This window comes from Corynebacterium macginleyi, from assembly GCF_003688935.1.
Lineage (GTDB): Bacteria > Actinomycetota > Actinomycetes > Mycobacteriales > Mycobacteriaceae > Corynebacterium > Corynebacterium macginleyi.
Genome location: NZ_REGE01000013.1, coordinates 36,278 through 53,139, shown reverse-complemented (window position 1 = coordinate 53,139; position 16,862 = coordinate 36,278). Strand labels below are relative to the sequence as shown.

General features: G+C 59.9%; 18 protein-coding genes and 1 pseudogene. 10 read left to right on the top strand and 9 right to left on the bottom strand.

All coding sequences use genetic code 11. From position 1 onward, the window contains the following. Window positions 1-166: 166 nt before the first annotated feature. Window positions 167-400 carry an integrase core domain-containing protein gene (locus D9V82_RS13115; protein WP_121912066.1) on the top strand — a complete coding sequence of 78 codons (234 nt, stop codon included), beginning with the start codon at window positions 167-169 and terminating at the stop codon, window positions 398-400. Window positions 401-889: 489 nt separating this feature from the next. Here D9V82_RS13115 and D9V82_RS09025 read toward each other — a convergent pair whose 3' ends face one another. Next, window positions 890-1,900: an o-succinylbenzoate synthase gene (locus tag D9V82_RS09025; protein WP_121912065.1), complete on the bottom strand. Its 1,011-nt coding sequence runs from the start codon at window positions 1,898-1,900 to the stop codon at window positions 890-892. A 77-nt stretch (window positions 1,901-1,977) separates the two neighbouring features. Between D9V82_RS09025 and dcuC the strand changes: the two genes are divergently transcribed. From dcuC to D9V82_RS09000, 6 genes are all read left to right on the top strand, one after another. Further along, window positions 1,978-3,378 carry a C4-dicarboxylate transporter DcuC gene (gene dcuC / locus D9V82_RS09020; protein ID WP_121912064.1) on the top strand — a complete coding sequence of 467 codons (1,401 nt, stop codon included), beginning with the start codon at window positions 1,978-1,980 and terminating at the stop codon, window positions 3,376-3,378. Window positions 3,379-3,447: 69 nt separating this feature from the next. Then, window positions 3,448-3,909, top strand: a complete 462-nt coding sequence (locus D9V82_RS09015; RefSeq protein WP_121912063.1) for a DIP1984 family protein — start codon at window positions 3,448-3,450, stop codon at window positions 3,907-3,909. Between the two features lie 304 nt (window positions 3,910-4,213). Continuing rightward, on the top strand, window positions 4,214-5,182 hold the full coding sequence (locus tag D9V82_RS09010) for a 1,4-dihydroxy-2-naphthoyl-CoA synthase (protein ID WP_121912069.1): 969 nt from the start codon (window positions 4,214-4,216) through the stop codon (window positions 5,180-5,182). A 15-nt stretch (window positions 5,183-5,197) separates the two neighbouring features. Beyond that, entirely contained in the window at window positions 5,198-5,338 is a 141-nt protein-coding gene (locus D9V82_RS12245) for a hypothetical protein (RefSeq protein WP_167449769.1), read from the top strand. A 66-nt stretch (window positions 5,339-5,404) separates the two neighbouring features. Next, window positions 5,405-6,541 (top strand): o-succinylbenzoate--CoA ligase, encoded by a 1,137-nt coding sequence (gene menE, locus D9V82_RS09005; RefSeq protein WP_121912062.1) that lies wholly within the window; start codon window positions 5,405-5,407, stop codon window positions 6,539-6,541. A 55-nt stretch (window positions 6,542-6,596) separates the two neighbouring features. After that, window positions 6,597-7,508 carry a 1,4-dihydroxy-2-naphthoate polyprenyltransferase gene (locus D9V82_RS09000; RefSeq protein WP_121912061.1) on the top strand — a complete coding sequence of 304 codons (912 nt, stop codon included), beginning with the start codon at window positions 6,597-6,599 and terminating at the stop codon, window positions 7,506-7,508. 58 nt (window positions 7,509-7,566) lie between these two features. Here the strand turns inward: D9V82_RS09000 and D9V82_RS08995 are convergent, their stop codons facing one another. Further along, window positions 7,567-7,890: a DUF4229 domain-containing protein gene (locus tag D9V82_RS08995; RefSeq protein ID WP_121912060.1), complete on the bottom strand. Its 324-nt coding sequence runs from the start codon at window positions 7,888-7,890 to the stop codon at window positions 7,567-7,569. 38 nt (window positions 7,891-7,928) lie between these two features. On the opposite strand from D9V82_RS08995, the gene D9V82_RS08990 reads away from it, so the two are divergent. Next, window positions 7,929-8,201, top strand: coding sequence for a hypothetical protein (locus tag D9V82_RS08990; RefSeq protein ID WP_121912059.1), 273 nt, complete (start codon window positions 7,929-7,931; stop codon window positions 8,199-8,201). Here D9V82_RS08990 and D9V82_RS08985 read toward each other — a convergent pair. From D9V82_RS08985 to hemL, 7 genes are all read right to left on the bottom strand, one after another. Continuing rightward, window positions 8,198-8,455 carry a helix-turn-helix domain-containing protein gene (locus D9V82_RS08985; protein ID WP_121912058.1) on the bottom strand — a complete coding sequence of 86 codons (258 nt, stop codon included), beginning with the start codon at window positions 8,453-8,455 and terminating at the stop codon, window positions 8,198-8,200. The two genes, D9V82_RS08990 and D9V82_RS08985, sit on opposite strands and share 4 nt — an antisense overlap. Continuing rightward, on the bottom strand, window positions 8,456-9,508 hold the full coding sequence (gene ccsB / locus D9V82_RS08980) for a c-type cytochrome biogenesis protein CcsB (RefSeq protein WP_121912057.1): 1,053 nt from the start codon (window positions 9,506-9,508) through the stop codon (window positions 8,456-8,458). Between the two features lie 82 nt (window positions 9,509-9,590). Beyond that, window positions 9,591-11,222, bottom strand: coding sequence for a cytochrome c biogenesis protein ResB (locus D9V82_RS08975; RefSeq protein WP_121912056.1), 1,632 nt, complete (start codon window positions 11,220-11,222; stop codon window positions 9,591-9,593). A gap of 7 nt (window positions 11,223-11,229) precedes the next feature. After that, the gene (locus D9V82_RS08970) at window positions 11,230-12,033 is read right to left on the bottom strand and encodes a cytochrome c biogenesis CcdA family protein (RefSeq protein WP_121912055.1); all 804 of its coding nucleotides are present in this window, start codon (window positions 12,031-12,033) and stop codon (window positions 11,230-11,232) included. Further along, window positions 12,034-12,651, bottom strand: a complete 618-nt coding sequence (locus tag D9V82_RS08965; RefSeq protein ID WP_121912054.1) for a TlpA disulfide reductase family protein — start codon at window positions 12,649-12,651, stop codon at window positions 12,034-12,036. It lies immediately after the preceding gene. Then, a complete protein-coding gene (locus D9V82_RS08960; RefSeq protein WP_121912053.1) occupies window positions 12,651-13,259 on the bottom strand; it encodes a histidine phosphatase family protein in 609 nt (202 codons plus the stop codon). The genes D9V82_RS08965 and D9V82_RS08960 overlap by 1 nt, the downstream gene beginning before the upstream one ends. 132 nt (window positions 13,260-13,391) lie before the next feature. After that, window positions 13,392-14,702 (bottom strand): glutamate-1-semialdehyde 2,1-aminomutase, encoded by a 1,311-nt coding sequence (gene hemL / locus D9V82_RS08955; protein WP_121912052.1) that lies wholly within the window; start codon window positions 14,700-14,702, stop codon window positions 13,392-13,394. 135 nt (window positions 14,703-14,837) lie between these two features. On the opposite strand from hemL, the gene D9V82_RS08950 reads away from it, so the two are divergent. Next, window positions 14,838-15,677, top strand: a complete 840-nt coding sequence (locus D9V82_RS08950; protein ID WP_121912068.1) for an NAD(P)-dependent oxidoreductase — start codon at window positions 14,838-14,840, stop codon at window positions 15,675-15,677. Between the two features lie 115 nt (window positions 15,678-15,792). Beyond that, window positions 15,793-16,826, top strand: a pseudogene (locus D9V82_RS08945) (HNH endonuclease signature motif containing protein). The last annotated feature ends 36 nt before the right edge of the window (window positions 16,827-16,862 follow it).

Below are 16,862 nucleotides of genomic sequence, written 5' to 3'. Positions count from 1 at the left end.
AGGCATTACCGCTGCAAGCACTCAACCAAGCGACCCACGAGTGCTAGGGAAACAACAGGTCTCATTCACCATTCGGATCATGTTTTAGAGTGCGTCAGTGTTGTCTACAACCAGCGCCTTTTCCAGCACGGGATTGCCGCTTCCACTGAGACTGTCGGCGACTGAAATGACAATGCACTGGCTGAAAACGTTAACGGCTCTTACAAGAGGTGAGCTGATCCATACTCGCAGGTGGAATGACGTTGTCGAGGTAGAAATCGCCACGTTTGAGTGGGTGTCATGGTGGAACGAGGTAAGGCTCCACCAAAGCCTGGGGTACCGAACCCCGGTCGAGGTGGAAACCGAATTGTGGAAGAAGAACCCGCAACAGGGAATAATAGAAATCAAGGCACATGCCTAGGAACAAAACCCGGGGCACTCCACAATCCGATCAGCTGCCGTCAGGAAGTCTTCCGGTAGTGCCTGCGCTACAACATGCGCCGGCGGCACTCCTAGTGCAATCTTGTGGCTCCTGATGTTTCTAAAGCCAAGACTTCAGCTACTCTGACTAGTGCAGCATAGCTAACCCCGACGGGTCCACTTTCCGAGGGTAGGACGATTACGAGGATCACAATGCCGTTAAAAGCTCGCGACTTTATTCCACCACTAGTCTTTCTAGGATTAGCACTCTACTTTGCAATCGAGTGGCAGGTAATTGCAACGGTTATCATTGTTTGGTTTGGCCTAGTGTTCATTGAATATTTGGTCTCCAGAAAAAGCCCAAGCAGCAACAATAAACCTTGAATTCTAGGGGTCGTTGCAACGCCCAACTGAAGAGAAAGTGTTGCAACGACCCTCTCAACGCAAGATTAGCTGTTAAGCACCTGTAGTTTGTGCTGTCAGGAGCAAACTACAGGAATTGCCACGATTCCCGCAGGCGCTCGAACCACCACTCGCGGCGATCGGCCGGGGCGGCTAGGTCAGACAGGCGGTTAGGTTCTGGGGCGAGGATCTCGGCGCGCAGGTGACCGTCGTGTAGCTGGCGGGGCGCGGTGACGTCTTCTTCGAAAAGGCTGCCCGTGGCCAGGCCCGCTGCGGCCGGGGTGACGTCAATGTCCTCATCGTCATACATTTGCGGCAGCGCCGCCACCGCCGCCAAGCCCATATTGATGCCGATGGAGGTATCCAGCGCTGAGGCTACCGTAATATCCATGTGCCGTTCGCGCAGGTGCTGTGCCACTTCGAGGACGCGGCGCACCCCGCCCAGCGGCGCGGGTTTGACCACCGCTACATCGGCCGCCTGCAGATCCGCCACGCGGTACGGATCCTCCACCTTGCGAATGGATTCATCCGCGGCCACGCGCACAAAAAGTCCGTTGCGCATAAGCTGCCTGCGCACCGCCACCAGTTCTTCCACACTCGCGCAGGGTTGTTCCATATAGTCCAGCGGCATGAGCGCCTGGGCGGCTTCTACCGCTTCGGCCACGCTCCAGCCGCCATTGGCATCCACGCGCAACACCGGGATAACACCGCGGGCGCTTACGTAATCGCGGACGGCGTGGACGCGCGCAATATCATCAGCAAGCGTTTGGCCTTTCTCCGCCACCTTAATCTTGAACGTCCGGCAGCCAGGGTAGCGATCCACAATCGTGGAGACCTCACTTGCGGGAACGGCGGGAATGGTGGCATTGACCTCTACCCACTCGCGAACGGGCTGTGGAAAGCCCTCGTACGCAGCCTCCAGTCCGGCGCGCAGCCACGCGGCCGATTCCGCAGGCCCATATTCCAAAAACGGCGCAAATTCACCCCAACCGGCAGGCCCATCAATAAGCAACGCCTCCCGCGTGGTAATGCCGCGAAACTTCACGGCCAGCGGGAGGGAAACTACGTGGGCGCGATCAAGAACGTCATCGATGTTCATGGGTTTATAGTACTCATCTTATTTATGAGTGGTACATTAAATCTGTAAGTGGTTATAACCAGATTGCAAGTTTTGCGATGCTTTACCTCTTGATAGCCTCGGCAGCGCTTGCGGCCGTGGTCTACCTTATCTACAAAAAAGTCCACGCCGCGGCGGCAATTTTCTCAGTAGGTGTCGCCCTCCTAATGATCGCCGCAGTCACTGGCCGCGCCGAATTTAAAACCGTCGAGATCGACACTACCGGTAATTCTTTCTATGACCAGCTCTTGGTAGTAGACGCCCTTTTCAAAGAACGCTTTTCCGGCATCGGCATGGCCATCATGGTGCTATTTGGTTTCGTCTCCTATATGCACCACATCGGGGCCGATGCCAAAGCAGTGGTGATTCTCTCTTCCCCTCTCAAGCGCTTTAAAGGTTCCTATTGGTTGGTCCCAATCGGCTTCCTCATCGGTAGCCTTCTATCGCTGGTGGTTCCTTCCGCCTCTGCACTTTCGTTGTTGTTGGTCGCAACGCTGCTGCCAGCTCTTATCGCCGCAGGGCTTACTCCCCTGACCGTCGCTGCAATTGTCGTAACGTCGTCCACTATCATGCCTACTCCCCTGGAAGCGGGACTTATTCAAGGTGCGGGGCTTACAAATATGCAGGTAACGGAATTCGTCTTCGGCTCAGTCGCGTATGCGGCCCTACCAACCTTGGTGATAACCGCCTTTGTACACATGTGGTGGCAACGGCGCTGCGATAAAAAAGAGGCCGATACCGCAGGGTTTGCAGATGGTGAGAACGCGTCCTTGGCAGATACCGAAGAATCCATTACCCGTGCTTCTTCCCTCCCCGGCTATTACGCAGTTCTTCCGTTACTGCCGCTCTTGCTCATCGTGATATCGGCTATCTTGAAGCAGCTTGGCGTCCTTTCTTTCGAGGCGGGAATATTGCCGGTTACTGTGGCGTCATTATTTATTGCGATGGCTATCGAGTCCATTCGCAAGCGCACCGTTACTGGTGCCATTGATTCCGCTGCCATCTTCTTTAAAGGCATGGGCGAGGGTGCGGCTGGGGTCGTCGCGCTCCTCGTGGCGGCCGCCGTCTTGGTAGAAGGCATCACACAGATGGGCGTCATAGAGATGCTTATTAACGTGGCACAGGATTCTTCGGGTGCCGCCATCACGCTCGTGCTTATCTTTGTCGCCGCCACGGCAGTCATGGCCGCACTCACCGGTTCCGGCACCGCACCCTACTTTGCCTTCGCGGAGGCAGTACCCGATTTGGCTGCGCAGACCTCGATCCACGCTCCACAGATGCTCACTGCTACCTGGGGAACCTCCAACCTCATGCGCCAGGTTTCACCGGTTAATGCTGCGGTACTCATCGTGTCCGGGGCCATTAACGTCAACCCCATCCGGCTGGTCAAGCGCACTGCGGTTCCGATGATCGTCGCGACCGTACTCAACACGCTCTTTGCCTTCTTGTTCATCGGGTAGTCCCAAACCCATTGACCCCAGCTCTCCACCCCGGCTACTGTGGTCCCTAACTATCCTGAAGGAGGAACCATGCTATTAGCAGAGGCATTAGCAGAGCGCGCGCAGGCGCAGGATCGGCTCAATGAGCTGCGTGATCGCCTGCTCTCCGTAGTCCGCGTGCAGGAGGGCGATACCCCGGATGAGGACCCAGCCGAGCTTTTGCGCGAGCTAGAGGGTATTACCGGGCGCATCGATAAGCTGGTGCAGGCCATTAATGCCACGAACGTGGCCACCGAATTTGATGGTGAGAAGAACTTGATGCAGGCACTTGCGCTTCGTGATGGCCTCCTGCGCACCCGCCGCATCTACCACGACCTCGCCCAGGCCGCGGGCGCGCGCCAGGACCGCTACTCTCGCTCGGAGATTAAGTTCGTGGCCACGCTTCCGGTAGCAGAGCTACGCAAGCGGGTCGATGACCTGTCCAAGCAGTACCGGGAACTTGATACCCGCATCCAGCAGTTGAACTGGAATACGGAACTGATAACTCCATAGCGAAAATTTTAGTCATGCCACGCCGCGCGCGTGGCGGTAGCCTTTACGCACTAGCAGCGAGTATGCCCCCGCCTTCGAGGGGAAATCGAAGACACTAGGCACCCTTTTGGCGTTAAAGGGTCGAGGGAGTTCAAGTCTTCCCACAGTATTGATGACCGCGCCGGCATAGGGTACACGGGTACATTGCGGGGATAACCCCCTCGCAGTTAGCGAGTATTGATTATTACCAGCATGCTGGGCAGTGCGTAGAGGTGAGGGTTGGGAATGGGGACTAAACTTTTTCGCGCCCACTATGCTGGGCGCTATGAGCGAGCAAAAGAAATACAGCACCGATAATCCATTCCGCAAGGAATTATGGTGCCCGATTGAAGGCTTTGAAAATCTCACGGACGTCACCTACCACCGCCTGGCGGCGGACGGTCGGAAGAATGGGATTGTACGCATCGCCATCGACAGGCCCGAGGTGCGCAATGCCTTCCGGCCGCACACCGTGGATGAGCTGTATCGCACCTTGGATCACGCTCGCCGCACCCCGGATGTAGGCACGGTCTTGCTTACCGGCAATGGGCCCTCGCAAAAGGATGGAGGCTGGGCGTTTTGTTCCGGCGGTGACCAGCGCATTCGCGGCCGGTCGGGGTATCGCTACGCCACCGAGCACATACGCAATGACGCTACGGCGGATGAATCCAGCGTCGATGAGGCCCGCGCCAAGGTCGAAGGCGGCCGCCTGCACATTTTGGAGGTCCAGCGCCTTATCCGCACCATGCCCAAGATTGTGATCGCCGCGGTCAACGGTTGGGCGGCCGGCGGCGGGCACTCGCTGCATGTGGTCTGCGATATGACTGTGGCCTCCCGCCAGGAGGCGCGCTTTAAGCAGACGGACGCGGACGTCGGCTCCTTCGATGCAGGCTATGGCTCGGCTTACCTGGCTAAAATGGTGGGCCAGAAATTCGCCCGCGAGATCTTCTTTTTGGGCCGGACCTACGATGCGCAGCGCATGTATGAGATGGGCGCGGTCAATGAGGTCGCAGACCACGGCGAGCTCGAGGACGCCGCCATCCGCATGGGCCAGGAAATCAACATGAAATCCCCCACCGCCCAGCGCATGCTGAAGTTCGCATTCAACCTTACCGATGATGGCCTAATGGGCCAGCAGGTCTTCGCCGGCGAGGCCACCCGCCTTGCTTATATGACTGATGAGGCCGTTGAGGGCAAGCAGTCCTTCCTGGACAAGCGCGAACCCAACTGGGACGAGTTCCCCTATTACTACTAAGGAGTGCCTCACACTGTGCTCATCGTCTTTTGTGTCCTGCTCGCGGTCCTCGCCGTCGCGGGCGTTCTCGGCTCGCGCGCATGGTTGCTACGCCGCATCAAAGAGGCTGCAGCCAATAACGAGCGGCCCTGCGATCACGAGGACACCTACCGCTGATTCCTGCATCGACTCACCCCGGAAGCAACCGGGGTTTATCCCAAGGTGGCCTTAAGATCTAGTGCCGTGACTATCCTCGCCCCCTTGCCCGTCGATCCGCACGACCCCGCGGCAATCTTGCCGGATCTCGAATCTGCCATTGCAGGTCAATCCTGCTTTTTGCCGGTGCCGCTTGCCGATGCCACCCGTACCACCCTCCTGCGCAATTCCCAACGCGCCGGTGAGCCCATCGCCGATGACATCGCCCTCGTGGTTTCAACCTCCGGATCCACCGGCACCCCAAAGGGCGCGCAATTAACACCGGCTAACCTGGTGACCAGCGCCGATGCCACCCACCAGGTCCTCGGCGGCCCCGGCCAATGGCTCTTGGCGATGCCCGCCCACCACATCGCCGGCATCCAGGTCCTCGTCCGCTCCCTGGTGGCCGGGGTGGATCCGCTTTGCCTCGATCTCAGCGCGGGCTTCGATATCTCTGCTTTCGCTCGCGCCGCCGCGGAGCTCTCTCGCACCGGCGACCGCACCTATACCGCCCTTACCCCGCTGCAGCTGGCCAAGGCCATGGACTTCCCAGAGGGCATCGACGCGCTCCGCAGCTTCACTGCCATCTTGGTGGGCGGTGCCGCCATCCACCCGCGCCTGCACGTCGCGGCCACAGATCGAGGCATCAATATCACCACTACCTACGGTTCCTCCGAGACCGCCGGCGGCTGCGTGTACAACGGCCGCCCGCTGCCCGGGACGACCGCCCGCGTCCAGGATGGCCGCGTCCTACTCGGCGGGCCCACTATCGCGCAGGGCTACCGCAATGCCCCTAACCACGAGGCATTTCCCGGGAACGGGTGGTTTGCTACATCCGATGCCGGCGTCATAGAGGACGGCATCCTTACCGTCACCGGGCGCTTAGATAATGTCATCGACTCCGGTGGGCTAAAGCTGCACCCAGAAGTCTTGGAACGCGAGATCTTGCGCGTGCCTGGCGTTACAGAGGCGTGCGTCGTCGGCATCCCGCACCCACGGCTGGGCCAGGCCATCGTGGCCGCCTATACCGGTCAGGTCGAGTTTGGCGGTGTCTTTGAAGCTCTCGAAGACACCGATCTCCCCCGCTGGCAGCTGCCTAAGGACTTAAAGCACCTCGCGGAATTTCCCACTACCGGCCCGGGCAAGGTCGACCGACACGCTGTTGCCGCCCTCTTTAACGCCTAACCCAGCCGGAGGGTCCGGCTTCCTGATTGCTACACGCCGTATCCGCAGTGGCACAATGGTGGCTATGACTTCGCCGAAATCAGCCGGTAATTATTCCGCTACCGCACAGGATTGGTTCACTGGTGCTCGCCCGCATACATGGGCCAATGCCGTCGCACCCGTTATCGCCGGTACGGGTGCGGCCTTCGGCATTAATGGGGGGCATATCGGTCGCGCGGTACTCGCGCTCATCGTGGCGTGGGCACTTATCATCGGCGTAAACTATGCCAATGATTACTCCGATGGCATCCGCGGTACCGATGATGACCGCACCGGCCCGCAGCGGCTGACCGGTAGCGGCCTCGCGCAACCGCACCACGTAAAACACGCCGCGTTCGGATGCTTCGCCGTCGCCGGCCTGGCCGGAATCATCCTGTCCCTGGCAGCCGGTGCCTGGTGGCTTATCCTCATCGGCGCGCTGTGCATCGCCGGCGCGTGGTTTTATACCGGCGGCAAAAACCCTTACGGTTACCGCGGACTGGGTGAGGTCGCCGTCTTTGTCTTCTTCGGACTCGTTGCCGTGCTCGGCACCGAATTTACCCAGGCTGGCCGCATTTCCTGGACCGGCCTGGCCATGGCGATTGGCATCGGCGCCATGAGCTCCGGGGTGAACCTAGTCAATAATATCCGCGATATTCCCTCCGATGCCGAGGCTGGTAAGGTGACCCTCGCGGTGCGCTTGGGCGATAAGAACGCACGCCTGCTCTTTACCGGCCTGTTGCTGCTACCCTTCGTACTTACCATCGCGGTTGCGTTCGACAGCTGGCTGGCGCTTGTCGGCCTGGTCTACTTCCCGTTTGCACTGCGCACCGTGCGCACCGTCAATCGCGGCGCCACCGGGCCCGAGCTCATCCCCGTCCTGGGGCTAACCGGGCGCACCATGCTCATTTGGGCAGTGATCGAGGCCATCGCCGTCGCTGCGGTCTAGGCCCAAGCCGCCGCGCCTAAGCCGCCGCGCCTAGGCCTCCGTGTCTAGGCCTCCGCGCCTAGCCCTGCGCGCGGCCTTCCAATTCGGCTTGCACCCAGCGCTTGTGTGCCTTCCGCTGCGCAGAGTACTCTGCCAGTGTCTGCGTGGCCTCAACGCGCCAATTTTTAAAGATCAGCATAGACAGCGGTAGGGCGACAAAAAGCGCCAAAAGCGCTGCCAAAAGGATGGGGATGGGGACACCGATCAGTACCGCCAGCAACTCGATAATCACAGTGAGCGCTATGAAAAGAACCACTCGCGCGAGTCCATATTTCCATAGCGCCTTCCGCGAACGACGGCGCAGTTCGAGGTCCGGTTTTGGTGGCTCAGGGTTGTGCATCATGGGGGTCGATTGTACGCCGCACAGGTAGAATAATCTGCATGGGTCGACTAATCCTCCTACTGCTTTTTGTACTCGCCGCCTACTTGGTGTGGAAGGCCTTCGGGCCATCCTCCTGGAAATCCCGCCAGGTTGAAGAACAACCGCGTGCCATCAAGGGCCCCGATGATGACGAGGAGTTCCTGTGGAACCTGGAAAAGGAGCGCTTCAAACAGCGCCGCAAGCAGGAGGCCGAGGAAGAAAAACGCCGCCAGCGTCGCACCCGCGACACCGACGGCAATGATGGCACTAACAACGCCAAGGACCAGGACTAATCCTTTGGCACGAACCGCATCTCTAAACCCAGCGCTTCTGCCACGGCGGTAACCTTTTCCCACCGCACACCTGCTCCCCCATGCTCAATAGTGTGGAGGGTGGAGCGGGAGATCTGGGCGGCATCGGCAAGCTGCTGCTGGACTATGCCCAACTCACGCCGCCGCTGCGCGATCTGCGCACCCAAGGCCAAAATGAGCTCATTATCGCCGGCGGGCTTGCCCTGCTTATTGCGTGGGCTATGGTGGGTGGCCATTTAGTTCAACCCCGCATAGGAGTGCAGACCGGAGACCACCATATTGATGAAGAACAGGTTGAATACCATCACCGCCATCGCCAAGACGTTAATCCACGGCGCCGCCTTGCGAAACGCCGGGGTCGCACGCGCGTGCAGATAAGCAGCATAAAGAATCCAAGTGGCAAAGGACACGGTTTCCTTCGGATCCCAACCCCAGGGACGGCCCCACGCAGATTCGGCCCAGATCGCGCCCAGGATAATTCCCAGGCCCAGCGTCGGCAGGGTGATAACGCCCAAACGATACGCCAAGCGGTCAATCTTTACCGCAGACGGCAGCGGATAAGCCAACGCGCCGAAGAACCCGCGCTCCGCGTGCTTTGGCTGCCACTGGCGAAGTAGGCTCAACAACGAGGCGATGCCGGAAATAATGCCGATGGATGCACCCAAGGACACCACCGTGACGTGGATGGGCAACCAGTGCGATTGCAGCGCTGGCACCACCGGTGCGGAATCCGCATAGAGCTTGGTCGAGCCGTAAAACATCAGTGCCAACACCGGGGTAAGGATCCACGGCCAAACGGTGCGCCATTCCTTTCGCTGCATGGCAATATTGCCCACCAGCAGCACGCCGAAGCACACCATCAATACGTACTCATAGAGGTTGCCAAAAGGGAAACGGCCCGTGGCCAGCCCGCGCAACACAATGGCAGCGGCATGCAACGCAATGGCCACCCACATCAGCGAGCTGGTCATGCCGCCGAGCTTATCTAGCTTGCGTTCCCTGTCCGCGACTTCTTCCGGGTCCAAGGTTGCGGCCGCGGCGGAGACCTCAGCCTCATAATCGGTGTTGGCAGCTGTCGTATCCGTTCCAGCTTTAACATCCACGCCGCCATCAGCCCCAGTGCCGACCAATACCTTGGACGCCGCCGAGGAGTTGACTCGCCGCGCCTCGATGAGACTGCGCATGCGACCGTAGTACAACAGCGACATGAATAGCGCGATGCAATACACCACGAATGCGGTCTGCACCGCGATATCTGAGAAGTTCGACAGATTCTGATCGATCTGCAAGAGAGTCCACCTAACCTTCACACGTGCGGGATCGTGCTGATTACCTTACTCATACAAGCAGCCGGATCCAACTATAGTTGGATCAATTATCAGTATAGAGTTTGTCTTCTTCCACCTCATCTGGATCCGGAAGCTCCAAGAGCGCACGGTGCAGCTTGTTGAATTCCTCGGACCAGCCGGCACGATCGGTGCGGGCAAGACCACCCATCTCGATATTGGTTCCGCCAGCGGAATCCGGCCGCAAGCGAATGTAGACGCGGCGGCGCTTAATCATCAACGAAGCCACGAGGGACACCAGCATGACCAAAGCGGATGCCAGTACCCACTTTTGGAATGGGTCATAGGAGACTTGGTAATTAGCAAATTCATTGGCCCCTTCAAAGGTGATCTTGGTGCCATCATCCAACGTCACGTCATCGCCCTGGCTCAAGTTCACACGGTCGATCTTCTGCAGCTGCCCCGAGTGCACGAGACTGGAATCCAGCGAGAAGAGCGACTGTGGCGTTCCGGTATCGAGGCCAGCATCACCGCGGTAAATATCGACCGCTAGCGCCGGATCATTAAGGCCCGGGTGGGAGGACTGCAAAAGCTTGCCGTTCTCGCCACTCCACTCCGCCGTCGGGGCGAATAGACCCTGGATGGCCAGCTGGTTTTGGCGGCGCTCAAAAAGATCCGGGTACATACCCGCCGGCGGGTCAAAGCGCAACACGCCCGAGGACAGAAAGAAAGTCGTGTCAGTGGGCTGGAATTGGATGGTCTGCGTGCGTTTTTCACCATTAGGCCACTCCACCGTCACCGTCGGCGCGTAGCCGTGACCTTGCAGGTAGACCCGGTTATGTGCCAGGCGCAGTGGGTGGTTGACCTTGAGCTCATAGTCCTTCCACTCGGAAGAATCTTTATAAATATCGTCTCCCTCCGCGTAAGAGACGTTGGAGGTAAACATCTCCGCCTGTCCATTAGGCAGGTACTTCGCGGTAAAGTTGTGCGCGATCATGCAGAAGGGATGGAGCCCGGTACCATCGAAAAGCGGCCCTGCGCGGAAAGAGTCAAAGTTCGAGGTGGAGGTATTGCAGAACTCCGCGGACTGCTCCAGCGAGATATTTCCGCCGCGCGAGCCGGACTCGGTGACGACGATAACCTGGCCCTCATAGTTAACCAGGCGGCCGGCGGCCACGGTGACCAAAATCGCCACCAGCGCGACGTGAAAAATGAGGTTGGCCAGCTCGCGGCCGTAGCCGCGCTCGGCGGAAAAGGTGTGCGCCCCGGCGCGGTCTTTATCCGGGGTGTATTCCGCCACGCGCCACTTTTTCAGGCTTTTGTGGATCTCCGCGCTGAGCTCTTCTTCGCTCTTATCCGAATGCCCCTCAGCACTCAGCGGCAAGCGGTGCAAGTACTTCGGTGCGCGCGTGGGTTGTGTGCGCCACGCCTTGTAGTGGTCGATAGAGCGCGGAATGATGCAGCCAATAAGCGAAACCGCCAAGAGCAGGAAGATAGCCTGGAACCAGACGGAGGAAAAGACATCAAAAAGCTGTAGCTTATCGTAAATTTCCGCTACGGTGCCATTGGATTCGATGAACTTCTGCACGTTCTGCTCGTTGAGGTCGCGCTGCGGCAGGAGGGAACCTGGAATAGCTGCGAGCGCCAGCAGAAATAGCAGGGCCAGCGCGGTGCGCATGCTGGTGAGCCAGCGCCAGGCTTTGCGGATATAAAACACGTCTCTCCTAGATAAGGGTTGCACCGTAGTCCACGGTCCATTTCTGAATAAAGGAAATAAACTCGCCCCACAGGCCAGTAAGCAGGGCAAGGCCCACGAGGATCATCGCCACGCCACCAATCTTTTGAATGGTGCGCGAGTGCTTGCGCGCCCACGAAATGGTGCGCATCGCCCGCGCGGACCCCAACGCCACCAGCAGGAACGGCAGTCCAAGACCTAGGCAATAGCCCATAATGAGCAGGACACCGCGGGCGGCGGTTATGCCTTCGGTGCCCACGGAAATGGAAATTATCGCCGCCAGTGTGGGTCCCAGGCACGGCGTCCAGCCCAGCGCGAAAACGCCACCCAGAAGCGGCGCCCCCAACCACGTGGTCCAGCGCTTAGGTGCGAAGCGGGTGTCTTTCTGCAGCGCCGGAATCGCGCCCAAGAAGACCATGCCCATCACGATAGTGACGCCACCGCCCACACGCATCAGCGTATCCGCGTTGAGCGTGAGCGCGGAAATCGCACCAAAGACCGAGACCGTCGCCAGCAAAAAGACCACGGTAAAGCCCAAAATGAACAGCGCTGCCGCCAGCACGACGGCCCATTGCCTGCGCTTGCCGATGCCCACCCCCAGCTTCTCGTCATAGCTCACCTCACCACCAACGACGCTGGCGAGGTAGGAGATATAGCCGGGCACTAAGGGGATTACGCAGGGACTGGCAAAGCTGACAAGACCCGCCAAAGCCGCGGCGAGAATGCCGAGGATCAACGGGCCGGAGGTGGCAGCCTCAGCAAACGAACCGCCGATATTTGCTGCGTAATCCATTTATTCCTTTTCTAACTTATCCACAACATCCATCACGTCATCGGTAGTGATAGACCGCAAGAAAACGGTAGCCGGACGGTGCTGCTTATCCAAGACGATCGTGGTCGGCACCACGGATGTAGGCACGCCGCCTAGCGCCGCGGCCGTCTTAAACGGCGGGTCATAGATGGAGGGGTACTCCAAGCCGTTATCATCCAAGAAGTCATTGGATACCTGCGGGTTATAGTCGCGCACATTGATGCCTAATACGGTACCCATGTCTCGTTTTTGCAGCTCAGCGTGTACCGCCTGCAGGTCATCGGCCTCGGCGCGGCACGGCGCGCACCACTGGCCCCAGGAGTTCAAGACCACGACTTCGCCCTCGTAATCGTCCAAGGAAATGGTCTTATCCGTATCGCGGACATCCGCGCCGCTGAAGCTGCGAAGCGGTTTCCTATCGGCTTCCTCGTAGTGGATTTCCCGCTCCCCGCCCGGGGAGATGAATTTGAACTCGCCGCCGGTAGCCACCGCATTTTGCGCGTTCTCGGCGTCCTGCGTGCAGGCGGAAAGAGTCAAGGCGGTTACAGAAAGCGCGGTTGCCACAACGCGCGTTGCTGCACGGGTGCGTGTGCGTGCCATTAAATTTCCTGCGCCGGCGAGGAATAGAAGATATCCGTAATCTGGTTATCCGCAAAGAGCAGCGAAGTTACCGAGGCCAAAGCGCACTCGCGGTTCCACGGCGCATGCGGCAGGCGCTGGCCTAGCACCGTGCGCTGCACCATAACGATGGGCAGCTGGTGGCTTACCAGCACGGCCTCGTGGCCTTCTGCCGCGGTACGCGCACGGTCGACCGCACCGAGCATGCGCTCAGCGATACCCTCATAAGCCTCACCCCACGATGGCTCCAGCGGGTTGACCAGGTTGGGCCAGTGCCGCGGGTTCCACAGCGCCGAGCGCAGACCCTTGATGTGCAAGCCCTCGAATTGGTTGCCGGACTCAATGAGTGCCTTATCGACGTCGACATTCAGGCCCGTCACCTGCGCAATCGGACGCGCGGTTTCCTGCGTGCGCTGCAGCGGCGAGGCCGCCAAATAGGTCACATCATGATCGCGGAAGCTTTCCGCTGTCCGCGCAGCCATGGAATGGCCGCGCGAGGATAGATGGTAGCCGGGAGTACGGCCGTATAGGATCTTATCCGGGTTATATACCTCGCCATGGCGCACGAGGTGCACGATAGTTCGTGTCATGTTTCTCCTTTTTGTGCCGGCTTTTTGTGCCGGCCTTTTGTTCAGGCCGTATTGTCGGGGCCTAATTATCCGGGGCTTATTGTCGGGGCCTAGTTATCCGGGCCGAGTTATCCGAGCCTTATTACTCAGGCCTTATTGTCCGGGCACCGCAGCAGCCGCGGCCCGGGCGGCGGGCTTGAGGGCAGCATCGATGCGCTCAAAGTCGGCATCGCCAAGAGCATCAGAGACGAACCACGTCTCAAACGCACTCGGTGCCACGTAAATCCCATTGTCAAGCAACGCGTGGAAGAACGGCGCAAAGCGGAAGGTCTCCGCTGCCTGCATATCCGCGAAGTCGCGGCCCTCGCCTTCGGCGAAGCGGATAGAGAACATGGACGCCGCGCGCTGAATATGGTGTGCCACGCCCTCAGCCGCCAGGGCGGCGGAAATCATCGCGCCGAGCTGGTCGGCCTTTTCTTCCAGGCGGGAGTAGAGGGACTCATCAGCAAGCTGCAGTGACTTCAGGCCCGAGGCCATCGCAACCGGGTTACCAGACAGGGTGCCCGCCTGGTAAACCGGACCATGCGGCGCCAAGTGGTCCATGACCTCGGCGCGACCACCAAAGGCCGCGGCTGGCAAGCCACCGGAGACCACCTTGCCAAAAGTCACCAGGTCTGCCGCCACGCCATCAACGCCGTACCAGCCCTTATAAGAAGTGCGGAAACCGGTCATGACTTCATCAAGGATGAGCAGGGCTCCATCGGCATGCGCGATCTCTTTCAGCGCCGCATTAAAGCCCTCGTGCGGGGGAACGGTGCCCATATTGCCGGCGGCCGCCTCCGCGATGATGCAGGCAATCTGGCCCTCATTCGCTGCAAAGGCCTCGCGCACCGCAGCCAAATCATTATAAGGAACGACGATGGTGTCCTTCACCGTCGCCTCCGTCACACCCGGCGAATCCGGCAGGCCGAACGTCGCCACGCCCGAGCCTGCCGATGTCAACAGCGCATCCACGTGCCCGTGGTAGCAACCCTCGAACTTCAGCACCTTCGCGCGCCCCGTGTAGCCGCGAGCCAAGCGTACCGCCGACATGGTCGCCTCCGTGCCGGAGTTAACCATGCGCACCTTATCAGCTGCGGTGCGCTTGACAATTTCCTCCGCCAGCAGCGCCTCACCCTCTGTCGGCGCACCAAAACTCAGCCCACCACTGGCCGCCTGCTGCACGGCCTCCACGATTTCCGGGTGCGCATTGCCGTGAATCATCGGGCCATAAGAGCTCACCAGGTCGACGTACTCATTGCCGTCGACATCCCACAGGCGCGATCCTTCACCCCGCTCAATCACGCGGGCCTGGCCGCCCACGGAGTTGAAAGCGCGCACCGGCGAGTTCACCCCGCCCGGAATAAGTTTGGAGGAACGCTCGAACCACTGTTGCGACTGGGAAGTATCAGGCATGTCTGTCATTCTAGCGATTCGCGCGCCATACAAAAGTGTGACTGCGTATGCCGGTGTAATTCACAGCAACCCACTAACCTTCCGCGAAGTTCCGTGACACGTCCCGGAAACGGCAATCTCGCGGAGATGGCACACTGGGAAAGCATGAAGATTGCATTTTTGGGAACTGGCCGCATGGGCACCGAACTCGCACGCCACCTACTGTCTAACCACGAGGTGACGGTGTGGAACCGCACCGCCACACGTGCGCAACCGCTCGTGGATGAGGGCGCGGCGCGCGCCGATACTCCCGCCGCCGCCATCGAGGGCGCCGAGGTCATCATCACCTCCCTCTTCGGCCCCGACCAGATTCGAGAAGTGGTTATAGAGCCGCAGCTCATTCCCGAGGGCATTACCTGGATCGACACCACGACGGTCTCACCTAACGATGCCCGTGAGTTTGCCGCCGCCGTTGACTCCTACGTCCATTCCCCCGTCATAGGATCGCTGGGACCGGCACGCGAAGGCACTTTAGGCGTTTATGTCGGCACGCCCGACGATGACCGTCGCGAGGTTGCCCTCGGCCTTGCCGAGTCCTGGGCCGGAGAAGGAAAGCTGATTGGGGTGGAAACGGCGGCGACGGCGGCCATCGGCAAGCTGCTGGCCAACCTTGCCCTAGCGGTGACCGCTGAAGGTCTACTCGAAGCCCTGCAACTCGGCGAATCCGAGGGGCTCGATTCCAAGGTCATCCTGCAGATGCTCGACCACACCGGCCTATCGTTCATGTCCACTATGAAGGGCCCATTCATCACCGGCGAACGCAATACTGAGCCAGGCGATTTCACCGTCGACGCCCTGGCCAAGGACGCCAAACTCATAGAGAGGACCTCCAACAAACCGCTGCCCGCCGTATCCGCCGCCATCGAGCGTTTCGCCGAGATGCAGGACATGGGGCATGGGAACCAGGACTTCTCATCCATCTTCGTCTTCCGCAATAAAGGCTAGTTATTCACATGTCGCGTCAATTAATCGCGGCTTTGTAGCGGTTTGGGGGCGAGTTATCCACAGGCTCCACCCACGCGCCGCATTTTAGTTGCGCTATCGCCCTAAGCTGCTTGGTGTGACAGCACTTCAGGCATACCTCGCGGCTCTGGCGCCCGGCATAGACATAGTCGCCGGGTGCATAGGCATGTCCGCCCGCGAGCTGCGCGCGGCCGGTGCGCCAAATCGGACGGCGCGTACGCTACTCACGCTTGCCGATGCCTTCTTCTCCCCCACCTCCTTTTCCCGGCAACAACGCCGCGCCGTAGCCGCTGCCCGCGAACGCGCCCACGCGCTGCCGACACTCGAGGTCATCGAACGCTATGCCACGCGCGCCAAAACTAAGCGCCAGGAGTGGCAGCTGCGGGTAGAGCTATGCCGCACCGCTGCGGATACCGATGAGATGGAAAAGCTCGCACGTAAGAAATTACGCGAAATTAATCCGCCCACCCCGCCCCGCCCCGCCCCGGCGTGCGTATCCACCGCCGCAAGGACGCACCGTGGACGCTCGCGATTACTGGACCCTCAGCGCTCATCGCGGATTTGGAGTCCAACCTGGACGAGGATGCTCCCTTAGATTCCGTCGCAGGGCTTTTCTCCGGCTCCGTCGCTCCGCGCCCCACGGTGACGACCAATGCAATCATCACCCTCGACGAGCTCGATCGCATCATCGACGGCGACGGCGAAGAAATCACCATTCAACTAACCAATGGGGCGCGGCTTACCGGCGCCGAACTGGTGTCGCGCACGCTTGCAGAGCGCGGCCTTATCACCCTCGTGCATCCCTTCGAAGGCGCGGTGAATCTCTACCGCACCGAGCGCATGGCTAACGAAAAACAGCGGCTCATGGCCGCCGCCGAAAATCCCATCTGCCCGTGGCCGCGGTGCAACTATCCCGCGGATAAGTGTCAAATCCACCACCTGGAAGCCTGGCGGCACGGTGGCGATACCAATATGGCCAACCTCGCGGCCTGCTGCCCGTACCACAACGGAGTCAACGACGATGACCCGAATGCGCCGCCGCGCCGCGGTCGCCTCACCCGCAGACGCGGAAAGGTGGTGTGGCAACCACCCTGGGCTGATGCCGTGCCCGACCCTAGCGGCAGCACCTAAGGTCAGCACACCTGCACGGTATAGCCCGCGTGAGCC